The sequence below is a fragment of the Mycolicibacterium bacteremicum genome (assembly GCF_002086115.1).
GTDB classification, from domain to species: domain Bacteria; phylum Actinomycetota; class Actinomycetes; order Mycobacteriales; family Mycobacteriaceae; genus Mycobacterium; species Mycobacterium bacteremicum.
Genome location: NZ_MVHJ01000002.1, coordinates 80,161 through 96,304, shown reverse-complemented (window position 1 = coordinate 96,304; position 16,144 = coordinate 80,161). Strand labels below are relative to the sequence as shown.

The following is a 16,144-nucleotide window of genomic DNA, read 5'->3' as shown; positions in this document are numbered from 1 at the left end:
CTCAGTTGAAGTACGGGTTGCGCCCCTCGGGCCGGTCCAGCAGCGGGTTGGTCGGGTTGACGATCCAACTGCCACCCGGGCCGACCACGAAGCCGGACTGGTCGAACGAGTTCTGGCAGGTGACCAGCGCGCCGTCGGTGCCGCAGGTGACGTGCTGGAAGCTGATGCGCGAGTTGGCCGGCAGCGGCAGCGCCGGCTTGTCCCCGGCGTACACCGCATTGGCCGCCGTCGCGAAGCCCGGCGCACCGACCTGGCCACCGCTGACGACATTGGCGCCGCCGGGTGCACCCGGGAAAACTCCGCTGCAGCCGTAGCTACCGTTGGTCCGGCTCAGCACGCAGGTGATGCCCGCGCCGGCGGTGAACGCGTACATGCTGCCGTCGTTGACCGCGTACTCCGAGGGCTTCACCAGCGCGTAGCCGCCGATGTTCGGTGCGGGCGGAGGGGGCGGCGGAGGAGGCGGTTCGGCCGCCGCCACCGCGGGGACGCTCAGCGCAGCGGCGGCGGCCACCGCAAACAGCAGACCTCGGGTACGCATGCGCCACACCCTATCTCTTCTTGCGATTTCGGTGAGGATACGTGCGGTGAGCGCACGTATCCTCACCGAATCCGCGAAGTGTGGAACCGGTCGATACGCTGCCGCGTCCAAACACGTGTGTTGAACGATCATCTGCGGTGCAACGACGGCGTCATCACGCTGTCTCAGGCCCGAGCGCTGGGACTGAGTCCAGACGCGGTTCGTCGGCGCGTGCGTTCCGGTATGTGGCGAAGGTGCGCACCGAGCGTGTACTTCGCCGAGGACCGACCGTTCGACGACGCCGCACGCATCCGGGCTGCGGTCTGGTCCTACGGACACACCGCCTGCGCCAGCGGCTTGGCTGCGGCTTGGTGGCATGGTCTCACCCGGTTCGCACCCAGAGTGGTGGAAGTGACGCTGGCGCGCAACGGATACGGCCGTCCCCGGCCCGGTTGCCGCCCCCGACGGCGCGATCTCGATTCCCGCGACATCGTCGATATGCGCGGCCTGCGCGTCACCACGCTGGCCCTGACGGCAGTGGAAGCCGCTGCCCGCCGCGGCGGCGGCCCGAAGATCATGGACACCGCGCTTCAAGGCGACGGCACGTTGCCCGAACTGTGGCGGGCGCATATGCGGAACAAGGGCCGGTACGGGTCACCGGCCGCGCGACGCTTGCTCCGTGCTGCCGAGAGCGGCGCGCAATCCGAGGCGGAACGGCTGCTGATCAAGCTGCTCGAAGAACACGGCATCACCGGGTGGGTGGCCAACCTTCCGGTCGGCCCGTACAAGGTCGACGTCGCTTTCCGGGGTCTCACGGTGGCCATCGAGGTCGACGGCTGGGCCTTTCACAGTGATCCGGACAGGTTCGCGAGCGACCGCCGGCGGCAGAACTATCTCGTCCTCAACGGCTGGACGGTGCTGCGATTCACCTGGCTGGACCTCGTCGAGTATCCGGAGCGGGTCATATCGGTCATCCGCACCGCGATTTCGGTGAGATAACGTGCGCTCACCGCACGTATCCTCACCGAAATCACAACTCAGCGGCCGGCCATCTGCTCCAGCCGACGGATGCGGTCTTCGATCGGCGGGTGGGTGGAGAACAACTTGCCGATCTTCTCCCCCGCCCGGAACGGGTTGGCGATCATCAGGTGCGCCTGGTCGGCCAGCTGCGGCTCCGGCGGCAACGGCGCGGCCTGAACACCGTAGGCAATCTTGCGCAGCGCGCTGGCCAGTGCGAGCGGGTCGCCGGTCAGCTCGGCACCGGACTGGTCGGCCTGGTACTCCCGCGACCGCGACACCGCAAGTTTGACGACGGTGGCCGCAATCGGGCCCAGCAGCGAAACCAGCAGCATCGCAAAGGGATTCGCGCCGCCCTCGCGGTTCCCGCCGAACATCGAGGCGAACACCGCGATATTGGCCAGCGCGGTGATCACCGAGGCCAGCGCACCGGCCACACACGAGATCAGGATGTCGCGGTTGTAGACGTGGGACAGCTCATGGCCCAGCACCGCACGCAGTTCGCGCTCGTCGAGGATTCCCAGGATGCCGGTGGTGCAGCACACCGCGGCGTTGCGCGGGTTGCGGCCGGTGGCGAAGGCGTTGGGCGCGGCGGTGTCACTGATGTAGAGCCGCGGCATCGGTTGGCGGGCGGTGGTGGCGAGCTCCCGCACGATCCGGTACATCGCGGGCGCCTGCATCTCGTTGACCGGCTGCGCGTGCATCGCACGCAGCGCCATCTTGTCGCTGTTGAAGTAGACGTAGGCGTTCATGCCGACGGCGAACAGCACCGCCAGCCATAGGATCGACTGGTTCTGGAACAGGGCACCGATGAAGACGATCAGCGCGGACATGCCGACCAGCAGCACGAACGTCTTCAATCGGTTGGCATGGGGATGCCAGGTCATCAGCTTTTCTCCTCCGAGAGTCTTCGCTTGGCTAACGTTCGACTGACCCCCGTAGGTTCCGGCTCACCCGTGCCTGTTGACGGTGTAGTCGACCAGCGTCGCCAACGCGTCCCGCCCGGGCCCGGCCGGCAGGTTGTCCAGTTCGTCACGGGCCCGCGTGGCGTACTCGCGGACCTTCTCCTTGGCCTTGGCCATGCCCGCCGACCGGCGCAGCAGCGTCAGCGCCTCGGCGACCTCGGCGTCATCGGTCAGCGGCCGGGCCAGCAGCACCCGCAGCCGGTCGCCGTCGGCACCGTCTTCGCGCAGCGCGTACAGCACCGGCAGGGTGTGCACCCCTTCGCGCAGATCGGTGCCGGGAAGCTTGCCCGATTCGTCGGGGTCGCTGTCGATGTCGATGATGTCGTCGGAGATCTGGAACACCGTCCCGACGATGCCGCCCAGCCGTGACAGCCGCTCGACCTGCTCGGTGTCGGCACCCGAGAACGTCGCACCGAACCGGCCGGACGCCTCGATCAGGCAGGCGGTCTTCTCGTAGACGACCTTGAGGTAGTGCTCGATCTCGTCGGTGCCGTCGGCGGCGCCCCGGGTCTCGCGCATCTGGCCGGTGACCAGTTGGGCGAATGTGTCGGCAATCACGCGCACCGCATCCGGGCCGAGCCGCGACACCAGCCGGGACGCGGTGGCGAAGAGGTAGTCGCCGGCCAGGATGGCGATGTTGTTGCCCCAGCGGGCATTGGCGCTGTCGGCCCCGCGCCGCACCTGCGCCTCGTCCATGACGTCGTCGTGGTAGAGCGTGGCCAGGTGCACCAGCTCGATGACGGCGCCGGCGATGATGACCTCAGGATCCTCCGGCCGTGGGCCCAGCGACCCCGACAGCACCGTGAACAGTGGCCGGAACCGCTTGCCGCCGGCCTGGAAGAGATGCTGGACGGCCTCGGCCATCAGCACGTCGGCCTTGCCCAGTTCGGTGGACATCAGATCTTCGACGCGTTCCACGCCGTCACGCACCCGCGCAGCGAATTCGGGGTTCCCGAAATCCACGCCCGCCACCACGCTCGCCGGTGTCCTCATTGTTCCAACATACTGGGAGGGTGCCGAGTCCAGCAGATGTGGTTGTTGTAGGTGCCGGGCCCGCCGGTTCGGCGGCGGGCGCCTGGGCCGCCCGGGCAGGTCGCGACGTCCTGGTGATCGATTCGGCGCAGTTCCCGCGTGACAAGGCCTGCGGTGACGGTCTGACCCCGCGCGCGATCGCCGAACTGCGCCTGCTGGGGTTGGGCGACTGGCTGGCGGGCAGGGTCAGCCACCACGGGTTGCGGATGTCGGGGTTCGGCGCCGACGTCGAGGTGCGCTGGCCCGGCCCGTCGTTCCCGGCGTCCAGCAGCGCCGTCCCGCGCACCGAACTCGACGACCGGATCCGCATGGTGGCCGCCGACGACGGGGCCAAGATGCTGCTCGGCGTCAAAGCCGTTGACGTCCGCCATGATCCATCGGGGCGGGTGTCGGAGGTGATCCTCGACGACGGGTCCGAGGTCCGGGTGGGTGAGCTGATCGTCGCCGACGGGGCCCGGTCCACCCTGGGCCGGGTACTGGGCCGGACGTGGCACCGCGAAACCGTCTACGGCACCGCCATTCGCGGCTACATCGCGACCCCGCGCGCCGACGAACCGTGGATCACCTCGCATCTGGAACTGCGCTCGCCGCAGGGTGAGGTGCTGCCCGGCTACGGCTGGATCTTCCCGCTGGGCAACGGGGAGGTGAACATCGGCGTCGGCGCGCTCGCGACGGCCAAGCGTCCCGCCGATGCCGCGCTGCGACCGCTGTTGTCCTACTACTGCGGCCTGCGCCGCGACGAGTGGGGATTCGACGGGGAGCCCCGGGCGGGACTCTCGGCGCTGCTGCCGATGGGCGGCGCGGTCAGCGGGGTGGCCGGGCCGAACTGGATGCTGATCGGAGACGCCGCGGCATGCGTGAACCCCCTCAACGGTGAGGGCATCGACTACGGCCTGGAGACCGGGCGGCTGGCCGCCGAACTGCTGGGGTCCGGGGATCTGACGGCGGCCTGGCCGGCGATCCTGACCGAGCATTACGCCCGTGGGTTCTCGGCCGCGCGACGGCTGGCGCTGTTGCTGACACTGCCCCGGTTCCTACCCGCCGTCGGCCCGGTGGCGCTGCGCTCGCATTTCCTCATGACGGTGGCGGTCCGGATGATGGGCAACCTGGTCACCGAGGAGGACGAGGACTGGATCGCCCGGGCGTGGCGCTCGGCCGGCCTGGTGTCGCGGCGGTTCGACCAGCGGGCGCCGTTCAGCTGACCCCGCGCGACGGGCGACCCAACAGGGTGAGCTCCATCATCAACCGGACGCTGGCCCGGGAGTGTTCGGTGTCTTCGTAATGCACCAGCCGGCCCAGGTCGACCACCAGCCCGAACGCCGCGTGCACCGCGAAACGCGCCTGGGCGTGGCTGAATTCGGGTCGGGCCTGCGACAGCAGGCGGGCCCACTCGTCGACCGTGGCGCGCTGGATGTTACGCAGCACCATGCGGTCCGCCTCGGGCACGTTGCCTCGCTCGGTGTAATACACGTAGGCCAGTTCCGGGTCGCGGAAGGATCGGTCGACGTAAAGGTCGATCAGCTTGGCCAGTGCGCGTTCCGGATTCGATTCCGTCGCAAGCACACTGGAGATGTCCCCGGACACCCGGTCGGCGCTGCGCCGGTAGGACGCCGCGAGGATATCGGCCTTGCCGGGGAAGAACCGGTAGATACCCGAGGGCTGCATGCCAGCCGCCGCGGCGATGTCTTCCATACTGGTCTCCCGAAAACCCTTGCTGTGAAACAACAACAGGGACTCGTGCAGCAGGATCTCGTACTTGCCGCCGACGCCGGCACCGCTCTTGAGCGCTCGCGGCGGGTCGCTCGATTCGGCGGGCGCGGGCAACTCGGCCCACAGCACTGCCGATGCCAGACCCGCCAGCAGTGCCCGCATCTCGGCCGACGGCAGGGCGGCCCGGTGGTCGGTCACGCTGCCGATCACGCTGAGCGCCGCCGAGGTCAGCGTCCAGCGCTCCCGCGAGGTGAGCTGCGGGCGCAGCTGCATCAAGGGTTGCTGCAGGCGCCGGTTCACCAGTTCGATCTGGCCGTTCAGCACGGCCTGGTCATCGTTGTTGAGGTAGCGACCCTCCCAGCGGTACAGGCCGCCGGAGCTGCGGTTGGCGATGGCGGTGTCGACGAGCGCGTCGACCAGATCGTCGAGCTGGGTCGCCGGATCGGCATCGGGGTCGGCGATCTCGGTGCCGTCCACCAGCTGCTGACCGAGCGCCACGACCGCGTCGCGGAACAGTTCGTATTTGCCCGGAGAGTGTCGATAGAGCGCGGCGGCGGAGATACCGACCCGGGAGGCGATGTCCTCCATGCTGACGGCGTGGTACCCGAGCGCGCTGAAGGCATCGGCGGAAGCCTTGACGATCTGGGCCTTGCGGTCCCGCGGCCGCTTGCGCACAGCGGGTTGCGCCGCGCGGCCGACTGTTGACATGTACCCACGGTAACGCATTCGATAGCCATCCGCGGTGGTGGCGAATGACGCTTCACCTCTCGGGGTGTAGAACCACCATTTGACGCTCTCTCATGGCTGACGTTGTCAGGAATGGCGATTCACATAAAGCCTTGCGCGTGCGTCAATCCCTGTGCCAGGCTGGATAGGGACGAGGGAGGACGGCCATGCCTGCGCAACAGTACGATTCCGAGCCGGGATCGCAGCTCACCGTCGCCGACACCCGGATCACCATCCTGACGCGCACCGCGCGCTGGGATCGCGGCGAGGTCGACATCCGCGATGCCGTCGATTTCTGGTCCTTTGCCGGCGCGGCGGCCAACGTCATCATGCAGATGGCCCGCCCCGAGGTCGGTTATGGCGTGGCCGAGAGCCGGGTCCCGTCCGGCAGTCTGATGGAGCACCCGTGGAAACGCGCGCGCACCACGACCCAGTACCTGGCCGTCGCGATCCTGGGCACCGATGCGGACCGGGCGGCCTACCGCGCTGCCGTCGATGTCGCCCACCGGCAGGTGCACTCCACCGAGACCAGCCCGGTGCGCTACAACGCGTTCAACCGCGAGCTCCAGCTGTGGGTGGCGGCCTGCCTGTTCGTCGGGTTCGAGGACACCTACCAGCTGTTGCACGGCGCGATGTCGGCCGAACAGGCCGAACAGTTCTACCAGTCGGCCAAACCGCTGGGCACCACCTTGCAGGTCACCGCGGATCAGTGGCCACCCACCCGGGCGGCGTTCGACGACTACTGGAACACCGCGTGCGGGCGGGTCGTGATCGACTCGCACATCCGCGACTACCTGATGGCGCTGATCGACCTGAAGATGATCAACTGGCCGTTGCGCGTCACCTTCGCCCCGCTGCTGCGCTTCCTGACCATCGGGTCACTGGCACCGGTGTTCCGCGACGCCATGGGATTGCAGTGGTCGGCCGCCGAGCGTCGCCGGTTCGAGAACCTGTTCGTGTTCGTCGCGTTCGTGAACCGCTTCATCCCACGGTTCATCCGGCACGGCGGCAGTCACCTGCTGCTGGGTGATGTGCGACGCCGGATCCGCGGCAAGAAGGCGCTGATCTAGCGGTACTCGCAGAGGTAGGCGGTCTCGACCTCAGCCCGCACCCGGAACGTGCTGTCCGCGGGCACGGTGAAGTGCGTTCCCGCAGAGAAGGTTTCCCACTCATCGCGGCCGGGCAGCTGCACTGTCAGCGCGCCACTGACCACATGCATGATCTCCAGCTGAGAGGTCCCGAACTCGTACTCCCCGACCGCCATGACGCCGACGGTCGCCGGGCCGTCGGTGGGGCTGAAGGCGATCGAGGCGACCGCGCCGTCGAAGTACTCGTTGACTTTGAACATGCGCGCAGACTAACGAGTGCTCCCTCGCCGGTGGCTCACACCCCGGTCAGCATCGCCCGCAGCTCGGCACGCCCCTCGGCATCCAGCGGCAACAGCGGTGCCCGCGGGTCGCCCACATCGGTACCGAGCAGCTCCAGGCCGGCCTTGACCGTCGTGGGCAGACCACCGGCGACGATGAAGCGCAGCAGCGGCGCGAGGTCCTCGTAGATCTGTCGGGCGCGGTCGGAATCACCGGCGCGTACCGCGTCATAAAGGTCCAGGCAGGGCTGGGGTCGCAGGTTGGGTGCTGCGGTGCACCAGCCCGACGCGCCCTCGGTGAGCGCGTCGAGCACCAGCGGGTTGCTGCCGTTATAGAAGGGCAGCTCGCCGCCGGAGAGCTCCTTGATGCGTCGCATCCGGCTCAGGTCACCGGTGGACTCCTTGACCATCGTGACGTTGTCAATCTCACGGAACATCCGCACCAACAGCTCCGGGCTCATGTCGATGCCGCTGGTGGCGGGGTTGTTGTACACCATGATCGGCAGGTCGACGGCGGACGCGACGGCGGCGTAGTGGGCCATGATCTCGCGGTCGGTGAGCTTCCAGTAGGACACCGGCAGGATCATCAGCGCGTCGGCGCCGGCCTGCTGTGCATACCGGGCGCGGCGGATGGTGTTGGCCGTGGTCAGATCCGACGCGCCGACGATGACCGGGACGCGACCGGCGACCGTGCGCACGGTGACATCGACGACGGTGTCGAACTCCGCCTCGGTCAGGTAGGCGGACTCCCCCGTGCTGCCGGTCGGTGCGATCGCGTGGGCGCCGGAGCCGACCAGGTGCTCGACGAGCCCGGCCAGTCGGGCGGTGTCGACACCGGTTCCGTCGGCGGTGAACGGCGTGATGGGGTAGGCGATGATGCCGTGGATGTTCGTCATGGTCTGACCTTTCAGGCGGTGAGGGTGTCGGGATGGTTGGCGAGCGCGCGGCGCGCGTAGTAGGCGAAGTTGGCCTGGCTGCGTTTGGGGGTCAGGGTCCAGTCGTGCGCCTCGCGGGCGAGTCGATCAGGCAGGGGCGCAATGGTTCCCGCCGCCATCGCGGCCAGTTGCAATTTGGCAGCCCGTTCGATGAGCATGGCCAGCGAGCATGCCTCCTCGATGCCGGCACCGGCGACGACATGTCCGTGGTGGGCCAGCAAGATGGCCTTCTTGTCGCCGAGCGCGGCCGAGATGATCTCGCCCTCCTCGTTGCCGACCGGCACGCCCGGCCAGTCCGGCAGGAACGCACAGTCGTCGTAGAGGGGCGCGATGTCCATCTGTGACACCACCAGCGGCACTTCGAGCATGGACAGCGCCGCGACGTGGAAGGGATGGGTGTGCACGATGCACCCGACGTCGGGTCGGGCGCGGTAGATCCAGGAGTGGAACCGGTTGGCCGGGTTGGCCATTCCGTCGCCGTCGAGCACGTTGAGGTCCTCGTCGACCACCAGCAGGTTGCCCGCGGTGATCTCGTCGAAGCCGAGCCCGAGGCGCTGGGTGTAGTAGGTGCCGGGCTCCTCGGCGCGGGCGGTGATCTGACCGGCCAGCCCGGAGTCGTGACCGGCGTCGAACAGGGCGCGGCATGTCAGCGCGACCTTCTCGCGGGCGCTCAGCCCGGACTCGCCGATGTTGCGGTTCAGGCCGTCCAGTGCGCGGCGCATCAGATCGGCTTTCGAGTCGTGCAGTGTGCTCGTCATCGATTTCCCTTTCCGTGATGACACGTTGGTAACTTTAGGACACTTTGTGTCATATCGTCAATGCGGTATTCTCTGGCTCGTGAGTGGCTTGTTACGCGCCGTGCGCCAGCAGCGGGGCATGACGCTGGACGAGGTGTCGGCGGCGACAGGTCTGACCAAGAGTTATCTGTCCAAGGTGGAGCGCGGCCAGAGCGTGCCGTCGATCGCCGCTGCCCTGAAGATCTCCCGCGCCCTCGATGTCGATGTGGCGCAACTGTTCTCCGACGACGCCGAGGTGTCGTCACTGAACGTCGACCGGGCCGGTGACCGGGGCACCGAGCGTCATCACGCGGTGGCCGCCGCCATGCTCGGCAAGGCCATGTCGCCGTTCGTGGTGCGTCCAGGCCGTCAGTTCGCCGCGCACCCGCACCCGTCGCACCCTGGCCAGGAGTTCGTCTTCGTGCACGCCGGTGCCGTCGAGTTGAACCTCGACGGCAGGGTGGTGCCGCTGCAGACCGGGGACTGCGCCTACTTCGACGCGTCGGTGTCACACAAGCTACGGCAGATCGGTGAGATTCCCGCCGAGGTCGTGGTGGTGGCCTACAGCACGCCGGGACGACGGACCTAGCCGGCGGTCCGGATTCAGCGAATCGACGGACGCCGGCAACTCGGTGCGGCAGCATCGGAGACCAGATCGCGACCGGGAATCGAGGAGGCAGCCATGCCCACGCCGGAATCGCCGGACCGGTCCGAAGCCGAGGAACTCGCCGACGCCGCGCTCGATGCCATCGAGGGCACCGTCTCCGATGCCGCACCGGAGATACTACGGGCCACCGTCGCGTCGTTCCGCAAGCTCGGTATCGAGTTCGTCCGCAAGTACAACCGGCTGGAAATCGACACCGCCGAGCACAGATTCGACGAGCCGGTGCTGTTCGTCGCCAATCACGGTTTCGGGGGGATCTTCGACCTCAATGTCTTCGCGACGAGCGCCGCACTGGAACAGTTGCAGCTCGATCGCGATGTGACGATCCTGACCCATCAGCTCGCCTGGACGCTGGGCGTCGGCCGCTTCATCGAACCCATCGGCGCCCGGCCCGCCAGTGTGGAGTCCGCCCAGGATGCCTTCGCCCGCGGCGAGCATGTCGCGGTGTATCCGGGCGGCGACATCGACGCCGCCAAGTCCTGGGAGGACCGTAACCGGATCATGTTCGGCGGTCGGACCGGCTTCGCCCGGCTCGCGATCGATAACGGGGTACCCATCGTCCCGATCGTGACCGCCGGCGCCGGCGAATCGTTGTTCGTCATCTCCAGCGGGGAACGCCTGGCCCGGGCCACCCGGCTCGACAGGTTGCTACGCCTGAAGTCGGCGCCGATCAGCGTTTCGCTGCCGTGGGGACTCAACATCGGTGCGGTCGGGTTGCTGCCCTACCTGCCGCTGCCCTCGAAACTGCAGACCCGGGTGTTGCCGGCGATGCCCGCGGCGCCCGGCGAGGAGCCGGAAGACTATGCGGCCCGGGTGGAGTCGGCCATGCAGACCGCGCTGACCGAGATGACCGACGGCCGCACCCCGCTGCTGGGCTGACGCGTCAGCGCCGCGCCAGCCAGTCCGCCAATCCGGTGTCGCACAGCTGGGCGCCGGCACCGGTCACCAGCGTCGTCTCGTCGACCGGGATGCCGTGGTAGGTCGCTGCCGGATCATCGATGACGGTCAGCTCGCGCCCCTGCCGGCGCAACACCAGGCGGGCCATATCGGCGAACGACATCTGCTGTGGCCCGCCGACTTCCAACACACCGTCGCGCGCCGCACCGGTCGCGATCGCGGCCAGGACCGCGGTCACCTCAGCCGAGTCGGCGGTCTGGATGGCGGCCACCGGTGCCCGCAGCTGATCACCGTGGATCATCGACTCGGTGATTGGCTCGGCCAGTTCGTGGAACTGGGTCGCCCGCACCACCGTCCACGGTGCGCCGGAGTCCGCGGCCGCCGCCTCCTGGGCCAACTTGCCGCGCAGGTAGCCCGCATGGGGAGCCATGACGTCGGCACCGACGATGGACAGCACGACGTAGTGCCGGATCGATGCCTTCCGCACCGCGGCGGCGAGATTCGTCGAGGTCTGCTCGAAGAACCCCTGCGCCGAGTCCTCGGGTGTGGCGGAGTTGATGACATCGATCACCACATCGGCGCCCGCGAGCGCGTCGGCCAGCCCGTCGCCGCTGAGCAGGTCCACGCCCGTCGCACGGGACACCGGCACGATGTCGTGCCCGCCGGCCCGCAGCGCCGGTACGAGTTGGTGTCCGATCAGGCCGGTGGCCCCGACGACGGTGATCTTCAGGTTCGACGTGTTCACAGATCCAGGCTGGCAGTTCGGCCGGGTACGCGGCGTCCCGGAAAACCCGTAGTCACCTCACACCACGTACTTGCCCAGCCCCAGCATCGCGTTCTCGTCGGCCGGTTCCCGGGTGCAGTCCGCCAGGCCCGTCTCCAGCGCTGCGACGTCCATCCCGGTCCCGATCAGCACCAGCTCGGTGCCGCGGCCCCGCTTCTTCTGCAATCGCAGGGAGCTACCGACCAGCTGCACCAGGTACCGCCCGTTCGGGCCGAAATCGACGAAACCCTTGGCCCGGTACAGCCCCGGCGGCCGGACCTGCAGGAACTGCAGGAAGTGGCGCGGGTTGACCGTATCGGCGGTGCTGAACTGCACGCTCTGATACTCGGGATGGTGATGCTCGTGGTGCTCGTGCAGCAGTTCGTCGAAGGACAACTGTGCCTGCGGTTTCCGCGCCGTCGGCGGGTCGATGAGCAGCTCGGGATCGACGCGCGCGAAGTCGGTGGGCAGCACCGGAACCCGCGGATTGAGCTCGCGGATGCGGGCCGCCACGTCCACGCCGGGCGCCTCGCTGATCTTGTTGAGCACCACCAGATCCGCCACCGCGACGCCGTGTCCCAGATCGGCCGGTTGCACCGCATCGACCACCAGCACCAGACCGGCGTAGTGGAAGCGGTCATCCTCGGCGGTGGCGATGGTGCGGGCCAACACCGGCGGCTCGGCGACACCGCTGGCCTCCACCACGATGAGATCCAACGCGGGCCGCACCGCCGCCAGCTTGCCCAGCATCTCGGCCGCCTCCGAGGCATCCACCGCACAGCAGATGCAGCCGTTGGACAGCGAGGCCATCGCGTCGACCTGCCCGGCCACCAGCATTGCGTCGATGTTGACCGCACCGAAGTCGTTGACCAGCGCGCCGATTCGCACCCCGCGGCTGTTGCGCAACAGATGGTTGAGCAGCGTCGTCTTTCCGGCACCGAGGAAACCGGCAATCGCCAGGACGGGAGTGCTCATCGCTCGACCCCGCCTCGCGGGCTGCTCACGGCTTGACGGCGGCGTGCAGCGCGACAATCCCTCCGGTCAGGTTGCGCCAGCGCACCGAATCCCAGCCGGCTTCCCGGATGCGCACGGCCAGCTCGGCCTGCGTCGGCCACGCCCGGATCGATTCGGCCAGATAGACATAGGCATCCGGATTGCTCGACACCGCGCTGGCCATCCGCGGCAGCGCCTGCATCAGGTACTCCTTGTAGGCGGTGGCGAACAGCGTGTTGGTCGGCGTGGAGAACTCGCACACCACCAGCCGGCCGCCCGGGCGGGTCACCCGCGCCATCTCGCGCAGGCCGGCCACATGATCGACGACATTGCGCAGCCCGAAGCTGATCGTCACCGCATCGAAGGAGTTGTCGGCGAACGGCAGCCTGGTGGCGTCCGCACCGACCTTGGGCACCCGGCGTGCGGCCCCGGCCGCCAGCATCCCCACCGAGAAGTCCGCGGCCACACACCATGCGCCGGAGGTGGCCAGCTCGACCGTCGACACCGCCGTCCCGGCAGCCAGGTCCAGCACCTTGTCGCCCGGGCCGATGCCCAGCGCGGCGCGCGTCTCCCGTCGCCAGAAGCGGTCCTGGCCCAGCGACATCACCGTATTGGTGATGTCGTAGCGACGAGCCACGGCGTCGAACATCGACGCCACCTCATGTGGGTCCTTCTCCAGCGACGCCCTGTTCACCGCATCAAAACTACCTGTGAGTCCAAGGGTGGCCGGAATGGGCCGCGTCTGGTGACGTTGAACCTTGGCGTGAGCAGACGCGTGCGCCCCTGGTTTCGGCCTGTCATGGGGGTACACGCGTCTGCTCGCGGGAAGAACACGCCCCGAGGAAGGCACGGATATGGCTGAAAAAGTGTGGTTCATCACCGGCGCATCCCGCGGTTTCGGCCGCGAGTGGACGATCGCCGCGTTGGAGCGTGGCGACAAGGTGGCCGCGACCGCCCGCGATACCGCCACCCTGGACGACCTGGCGACCAAGTACGGCACGGCACTGCTGCCGCTGCAGCTCGATGTCACGGATCGCGCGGCCGACTTCGCCGCGGTGGCGCAGGCCCATGAGCACTTCGGCCGACTCGACATCGTCGTCAACAACGCCGGGTACGGGCAGTTCGGCTTCATCGAGGAGCTCACCGAGGCCGAGGCGCGCGACCAGATCGAGACGAACGTCTTCGGTGCGCTCTGGGTCACCCAGGCCGCGTTGCCATTCCTGCGGGCCCAGCGCAGCGGGCACATCCTGCAGGTGTCCTCGATCGGCGGCATCACCGCGTTCCAGAACGTCGGCATCTACCACGCGTCCAAATGGGCGCTGGAGGGGTTCTCCCAGTCGCTGGCTCAGGAGGTGGCCGACTTCGGCATCCACGTCACGCTGATCGAACCGGGCGGTTTCTCGACCGACTGGGCGGGCTCGTCGGCCAAGCGGGCCACCCCGCTGCCCGATTACGCCGAGGCGCACGCCGCCGCCGACGAGGCCCGCGCGAAGCGCACCGCCAAGTCCGGTGACCCGACGGCGTCCGCGGCCGCGGTGCTCAAGATCGTCGACGCCGAGCAGCCGCCGCTGCGGGTGTTCTTCGGTGAGATCCCGCTGCAGCTCGCAGAGGCCGATTACGCCCAACGCCTGGCCACCTGGCGGGAATGGCAACCGGTGTCGATCGAGGCGCAGGGCTAGTTTGCCGGTGGTCCTACCGGGTACCTCGCCCGGATGGACCGGTGCCCATGGAGCAGCTGACGCTTCTCTTGGCGCTGTTCGTCGCCACCGTCTTCCTCACGCCCGTGGCGATGCGCCTGAAGCTGCCGTATCCGGTCGTGCTGCTGGTCGGCGGGCTGGCCGTCGCCTACCTGCCGGGGCTGCCGGCGCCGTCGATCAACCCGGAGTTGATCCTCCCGCTGGTGCTGCCGCCGCTGCTGTTCGCGGCGGCACGCCGGACATCGTGGCGGGAATTCCTCGACAACCGCAGGGCGATTGGCCTTCTCGCGATCGCGCTGGTACTGGTGACGGCGTTCACCGTCGGGGTGCTGGTCAACTGGCTGGTGCCAGGGGCTCCGCTGATCGCCGCGCTGGCCCTGGGCGCGGCGGTGGCACCGCCGGATCCGGTGGCCGCCACCTCCGCGGTGCGCGAGCTCGATCTGCCCCGCAGGCTGCGGACAACGCTGGAAGGCGAGGGCCTGTCCAACGACGCCACCGCCCTGGTCCTCTACGAGGTCGCCATCAGCGGTGTCGTCGCCGGCACGCTGTCGCCGTGGGGCGCGCTGGGCAGTCTCACCCTGTCGATCGTGCTGGGCATCACGATCGGGCTGGTGCTGGCCGTCGGTGCGCGCTGGCTGATCGGGAAGCTGCCCGGGCACCCGGTGGGCAGTGCGTTCGTCCTGCTGATGCCGTTCGCGGCGTACGGGATCGCCGATGTCGCCCACGGCAGTGGGGTGCTCGCCGTGGTGACCCTGGCCCTGGCGTTGAGCAGGCATCCCGACAGCGAGTCCGCACAGACCCGGCTGGTCTCCGAGACCACGTGGGACATCCTCGAACTCCTGGTCACCGGCGCCGCGTTCGCCTTTGTGGGGCTGGAATTGCGCGTGCTCGCCGCCGCGGTGCCCGGCGACCTCAGCGAGCTGATCACCCAGGCGCTGGCGGTGACCGCCGTCGTCATCGTGATCCGGTTCGTGTGGATCTTCGTGGTCGGAACCATCGATCAGCGGTTGGCCGCTCGGCGACACCCCGAGGACGAGCCGGTCGGCTGGCGGGAGCGGTTGATCGCATCGTGGTCAGGGATGCGGGGTGTGGTCACGCTGGCCGCCGTGCTGGCGTTTCCGCTCGACTTCCCCGAACGTGACCGGCTGATCTTCATCGCGTTCGTGGTCATCGTCGTCACGCTGACGGTGCAGGGCACGACCTTGCCGTGGCTGGTCCGCCGACTCGGTGTCACGGTGCCGCCGGAGCAGACCGCGGAGCTGGAGCGGAACCTGACAGACCGGGCCAGGCGCGCCGGGATGCAACGCCTGGACGACATCACCCAACGCGGTGACATCGACGATGCCACCGCCCGCCGGGCCGGCCACGATATCGAGCGGGTGTGGCAGCGCCTGGGATTCCAGGGGCACGACCCCGCCGACGGCGAGAATGCCGCGCGCCGCGAACAGGCCGCCCGACTGGAGACCGAGGTGCTGGCCGCCGCCCGCCACGCGATCCTGTCGGCCCGCGCCGAGCAGGGCGTCGACCCGACCGTGGCCGACAGCCTGCTGCGCAGGCTCGACGGTCATGGCAGCACCCCGGAATGACCGCGCTACTCTTCGGCGCGGACCGCCGGTGCGCTCGGCTCCTGGGAACGCTCAACCACCTCGATCAGCTGGGCGGCGTCCTGCGCGAGCGCACCCTGCACGGTGATCTCCAGCAGTCCGCGGTCCAGCACCGAGGAGACCTGGTCGGCCCGGGTGTCCTCGGGTAGCGTGATCAGCCGCCGGAACTCGCCGTAAAACCGTTCCTGAGTATGGAATTCGACGTCCTCGTCCAGATCGCGGCGGCGCGTCCCGGAGATGGCCAGTGCACCGCGGCCGAAGCTCAGTGCGACGTCGTCGGGGTTGACGCCGGCCAGTTCGACCCGGATCACCAGATCGTCACCCACGGCGAAGATGTCGGTGACGGGCACCCACGCGGACGCGTGGGTGCGCTCGGCGTCGGCCGACCCGTGCATGCCGACGGTGCGCATCCGGGTGAGCTCGGTGAAGTAGTCTGTGACGCCGTCGAAGATGTTGGGGCGTGATCCGGGCATGGGCTTCTC

General features: G+C 68.6%; 18 protein-coding genes. 7 read left to right on the top strand and 11 right to left on the bottom strand.

Annotated elements, in window-relative coordinates; all coding sequences use genetic code 11:
- Position 1: 1 nt before the first annotated feature.
- On the bottom strand, positions 2–538 hold the full coding sequence (locus tag BST17_RS02815; RefSeq protein WP_083055426.1) for a hypothetical protein: 537 nt from the start codon (positions 536–538) through the stop codon (positions 2–4).
- A 117-nt stretch (positions 539–655) separates the two neighbouring features.
- On the opposite strand from BST17_RS02815, the gene BST17_RS02810 reads away from it, so the two are divergent.
- Positions 656–1,516, top strand: a complete 861-nt coding sequence (locus BST17_RS02810) for a type IV toxin-antitoxin system AbiEi family antitoxin domain-containing protein (protein ID WP_083055425.1) — start codon at positions 656–658, stop codon at positions 1,514–1,516.
- Positions 1,517–1,554: 38 nt separating this feature from the next.
- Here BST17_RS02810 and htpX read toward each other — a convergent pair whose 3' ends face one another.
- Both htpX and grcC1 read right to left on the bottom strand, forming a co-directional pair.
- Positions 1,555–2,421, bottom strand: a complete 867-nt coding sequence (htpX, locus tag BST17_RS02805) for a zinc metalloprotease HtpX (RefSeq protein ID WP_083055424.1) — start codon at positions 2,419–2,421, stop codon at positions 1,555–1,557.
- Between the two features lie 63 nt (positions 2,422–2,484).
- Entirely contained in the window at positions 2,485–3,492 is a 1,008-nt protein-coding gene (gene grcC1 / locus BST17_RS02800; RefSeq protein WP_083055423.1) for a nonaprenyl/(2E,6E)-farnesyl/geranylgeranyl diphosphat synthase, read from the bottom strand.
- Positions 3,493–3,512: 20 nt separating this feature from the next.
- Between grcC1 and menJ the strand changes: the two genes are divergently transcribed.
- A complete protein-coding gene (gene menJ / locus BST17_RS02795; RefSeq protein ID WP_083055422.1) occupies positions 3,513–4,733 on the top strand; it encodes a menaquinone reductase MenJ in 1,221 nt (406 codons plus the stop codon).
- On the opposite strand, the gene BST17_RS02790 is transcribed toward menJ, so the two are convergent.
- Positions 4,726–5,949 (bottom strand): TetR/AcrR family transcriptional regulator, encoded by a 1,224-nt coding sequence (locus BST17_RS02790; RefSeq protein WP_083055421.1) that lies wholly within the window; start codon positions 5,947–5,949, stop codon positions 4,726–4,728. The genes menJ and BST17_RS02790 overlap by 8 nt on opposite strands.
- 185 nt (positions 5,950–6,134) lie before the next feature.
- On the opposite strand from BST17_RS02790, the gene BST17_RS02785 reads away from it, so the two are divergent.
- Positions 6,135–7,037, top strand: coding sequence for an oxygenase MpaB family protein (locus tag BST17_RS02785; RefSeq protein WP_083055420.1), 903 nt, complete (start codon positions 6,135–6,137; stop codon positions 7,035–7,037).
- Here the strand turns inward: BST17_RS02785 and ppnP are convergent.
- From ppnP to BST17_RS02770, 3 genes are read right to left on the bottom strand one after another with little or no spacing between them, the layout of a single operon-like run.
- Positions 7,034–7,315 (bottom strand): pyrimidine/purine nucleoside phosphorylase, encoded by a 282-nt coding sequence (gene ppnP / locus BST17_RS02780; RefSeq protein ID WP_083055419.1) that lies wholly within the window; start codon positions 7,313–7,315, stop codon positions 7,034–7,036. The two genes, BST17_RS02785 and ppnP, sit on opposite strands and share 4 nt — an antisense overlap.
- A gap of 35 nt (positions 7,316–7,350) precedes the next feature.
- Positions 7,351–8,229: a dihydrodipicolinate synthase family protein gene (locus BST17_RS02775; protein WP_083055418.1), complete on the bottom strand. Its 879-nt coding sequence runs from the start codon at positions 8,227–8,229 to the stop codon at positions 7,351–7,353.
- A gap of 11 nt (positions 8,230–8,240) precedes the next feature.
- On the bottom strand, positions 8,241–9,026 hold the full coding sequence (locus tag BST17_RS02770) for an aldolase (protein ID WP_083055417.1): 786 nt from the start codon (positions 9,024–9,026) through the stop codon (positions 8,241–8,243).
- Positions 9,027–9,105: 79 nt separating this feature from the next.
- On the opposite strand from BST17_RS02770, the gene BST17_RS02765 reads away from it, so the two are divergent.
- On the top strand, positions 9,106–9,633 hold the full coding sequence (locus BST17_RS02765; RefSeq protein WP_083055416.1) for a helix-turn-helix domain-containing protein: 528 nt from the start codon (positions 9,106–9,108) through the stop codon (positions 9,631–9,633).
- 93 nt (positions 9,634–9,726) lie between these two features.
- Positions 9,727–10,587 carry a lysophospholipid acyltransferase family protein gene (locus tag BST17_RS02760; RefSeq protein WP_083055415.1) on the top strand — a complete coding sequence of 287 codons (861 nt, stop codon included), beginning with the start codon at positions 9,727–9,729 and terminating at the stop codon, positions 10,585–10,587.
- Between the two features lie 4 nt (positions 10,588–10,591).
- On the opposite strand, the gene BST17_RS02755 is transcribed toward BST17_RS02760, so the two are convergent.
- From BST17_RS02755 to BST17_RS02745, 3 genes are all read right to left on the bottom strand, one after another.
- Positions 10,592–11,335 (bottom strand): SDR family oxidoreductase, encoded by a 744-nt coding sequence (locus tag BST17_RS02755; protein WP_083055653.1) that lies wholly within the window; start codon positions 11,333–11,335, stop codon positions 10,592–10,594.
- A gap of 72 nt (positions 11,336–11,407) precedes the next feature.
- Positions 11,408–12,343, bottom strand: coding sequence for a CobW family GTP-binding protein (locus tag BST17_RS02750; RefSeq protein WP_083055414.1), 936 nt, complete (start codon positions 12,341–12,343; stop codon positions 11,408–11,410).
- A gap of 25 nt (positions 12,344–12,368) precedes the next feature.
- Complete coding sequence (locus BST17_RS02745; protein ID WP_083055413.1) at positions 12,369–13,055, bottom strand: demethylmenaquinone methyltransferase; 687 nt, start codon at positions 13,053–13,055, stop codon at positions 12,369–12,371.
- Positions 13,056–13,215: 160 nt separating this feature from the next.
- Between BST17_RS02745 and BST17_RS02740 the strand changes: the two genes are divergently transcribed.
- On the top strand, positions 13,216–14,040 hold the full coding sequence (locus BST17_RS02740) for an SDR family oxidoreductase (RefSeq protein WP_083055412.1): 825 nt from the start codon (positions 13,216–13,218) through the stop codon (positions 14,038–14,040).
- A 47-nt stretch (positions 14,041–14,087) separates the two neighbouring features.
- Positions 14,088–15,644, top strand: a complete 1,557-nt coding sequence (locus BST17_RS02735) for a Na+/H+ antiporter (RefSeq protein ID WP_083055411.1) — start codon at positions 14,088–14,090, stop codon at positions 15,642–15,644.
- 5 nt (positions 15,645–15,649) lie between these two features.
- On the opposite strand, the gene BST17_RS02730 is transcribed toward BST17_RS02735, so the two are convergent.
- Positions 15,650–16,135, bottom strand: coding sequence for an Hsp20/alpha crystallin family protein (locus BST17_RS02730; protein ID WP_083055410.1), 486 nt, complete (start codon positions 16,133–16,135; stop codon positions 15,650–15,652).
- Between the last annotated feature and the right edge of the window lie 9 nt (positions 16,136–16,144).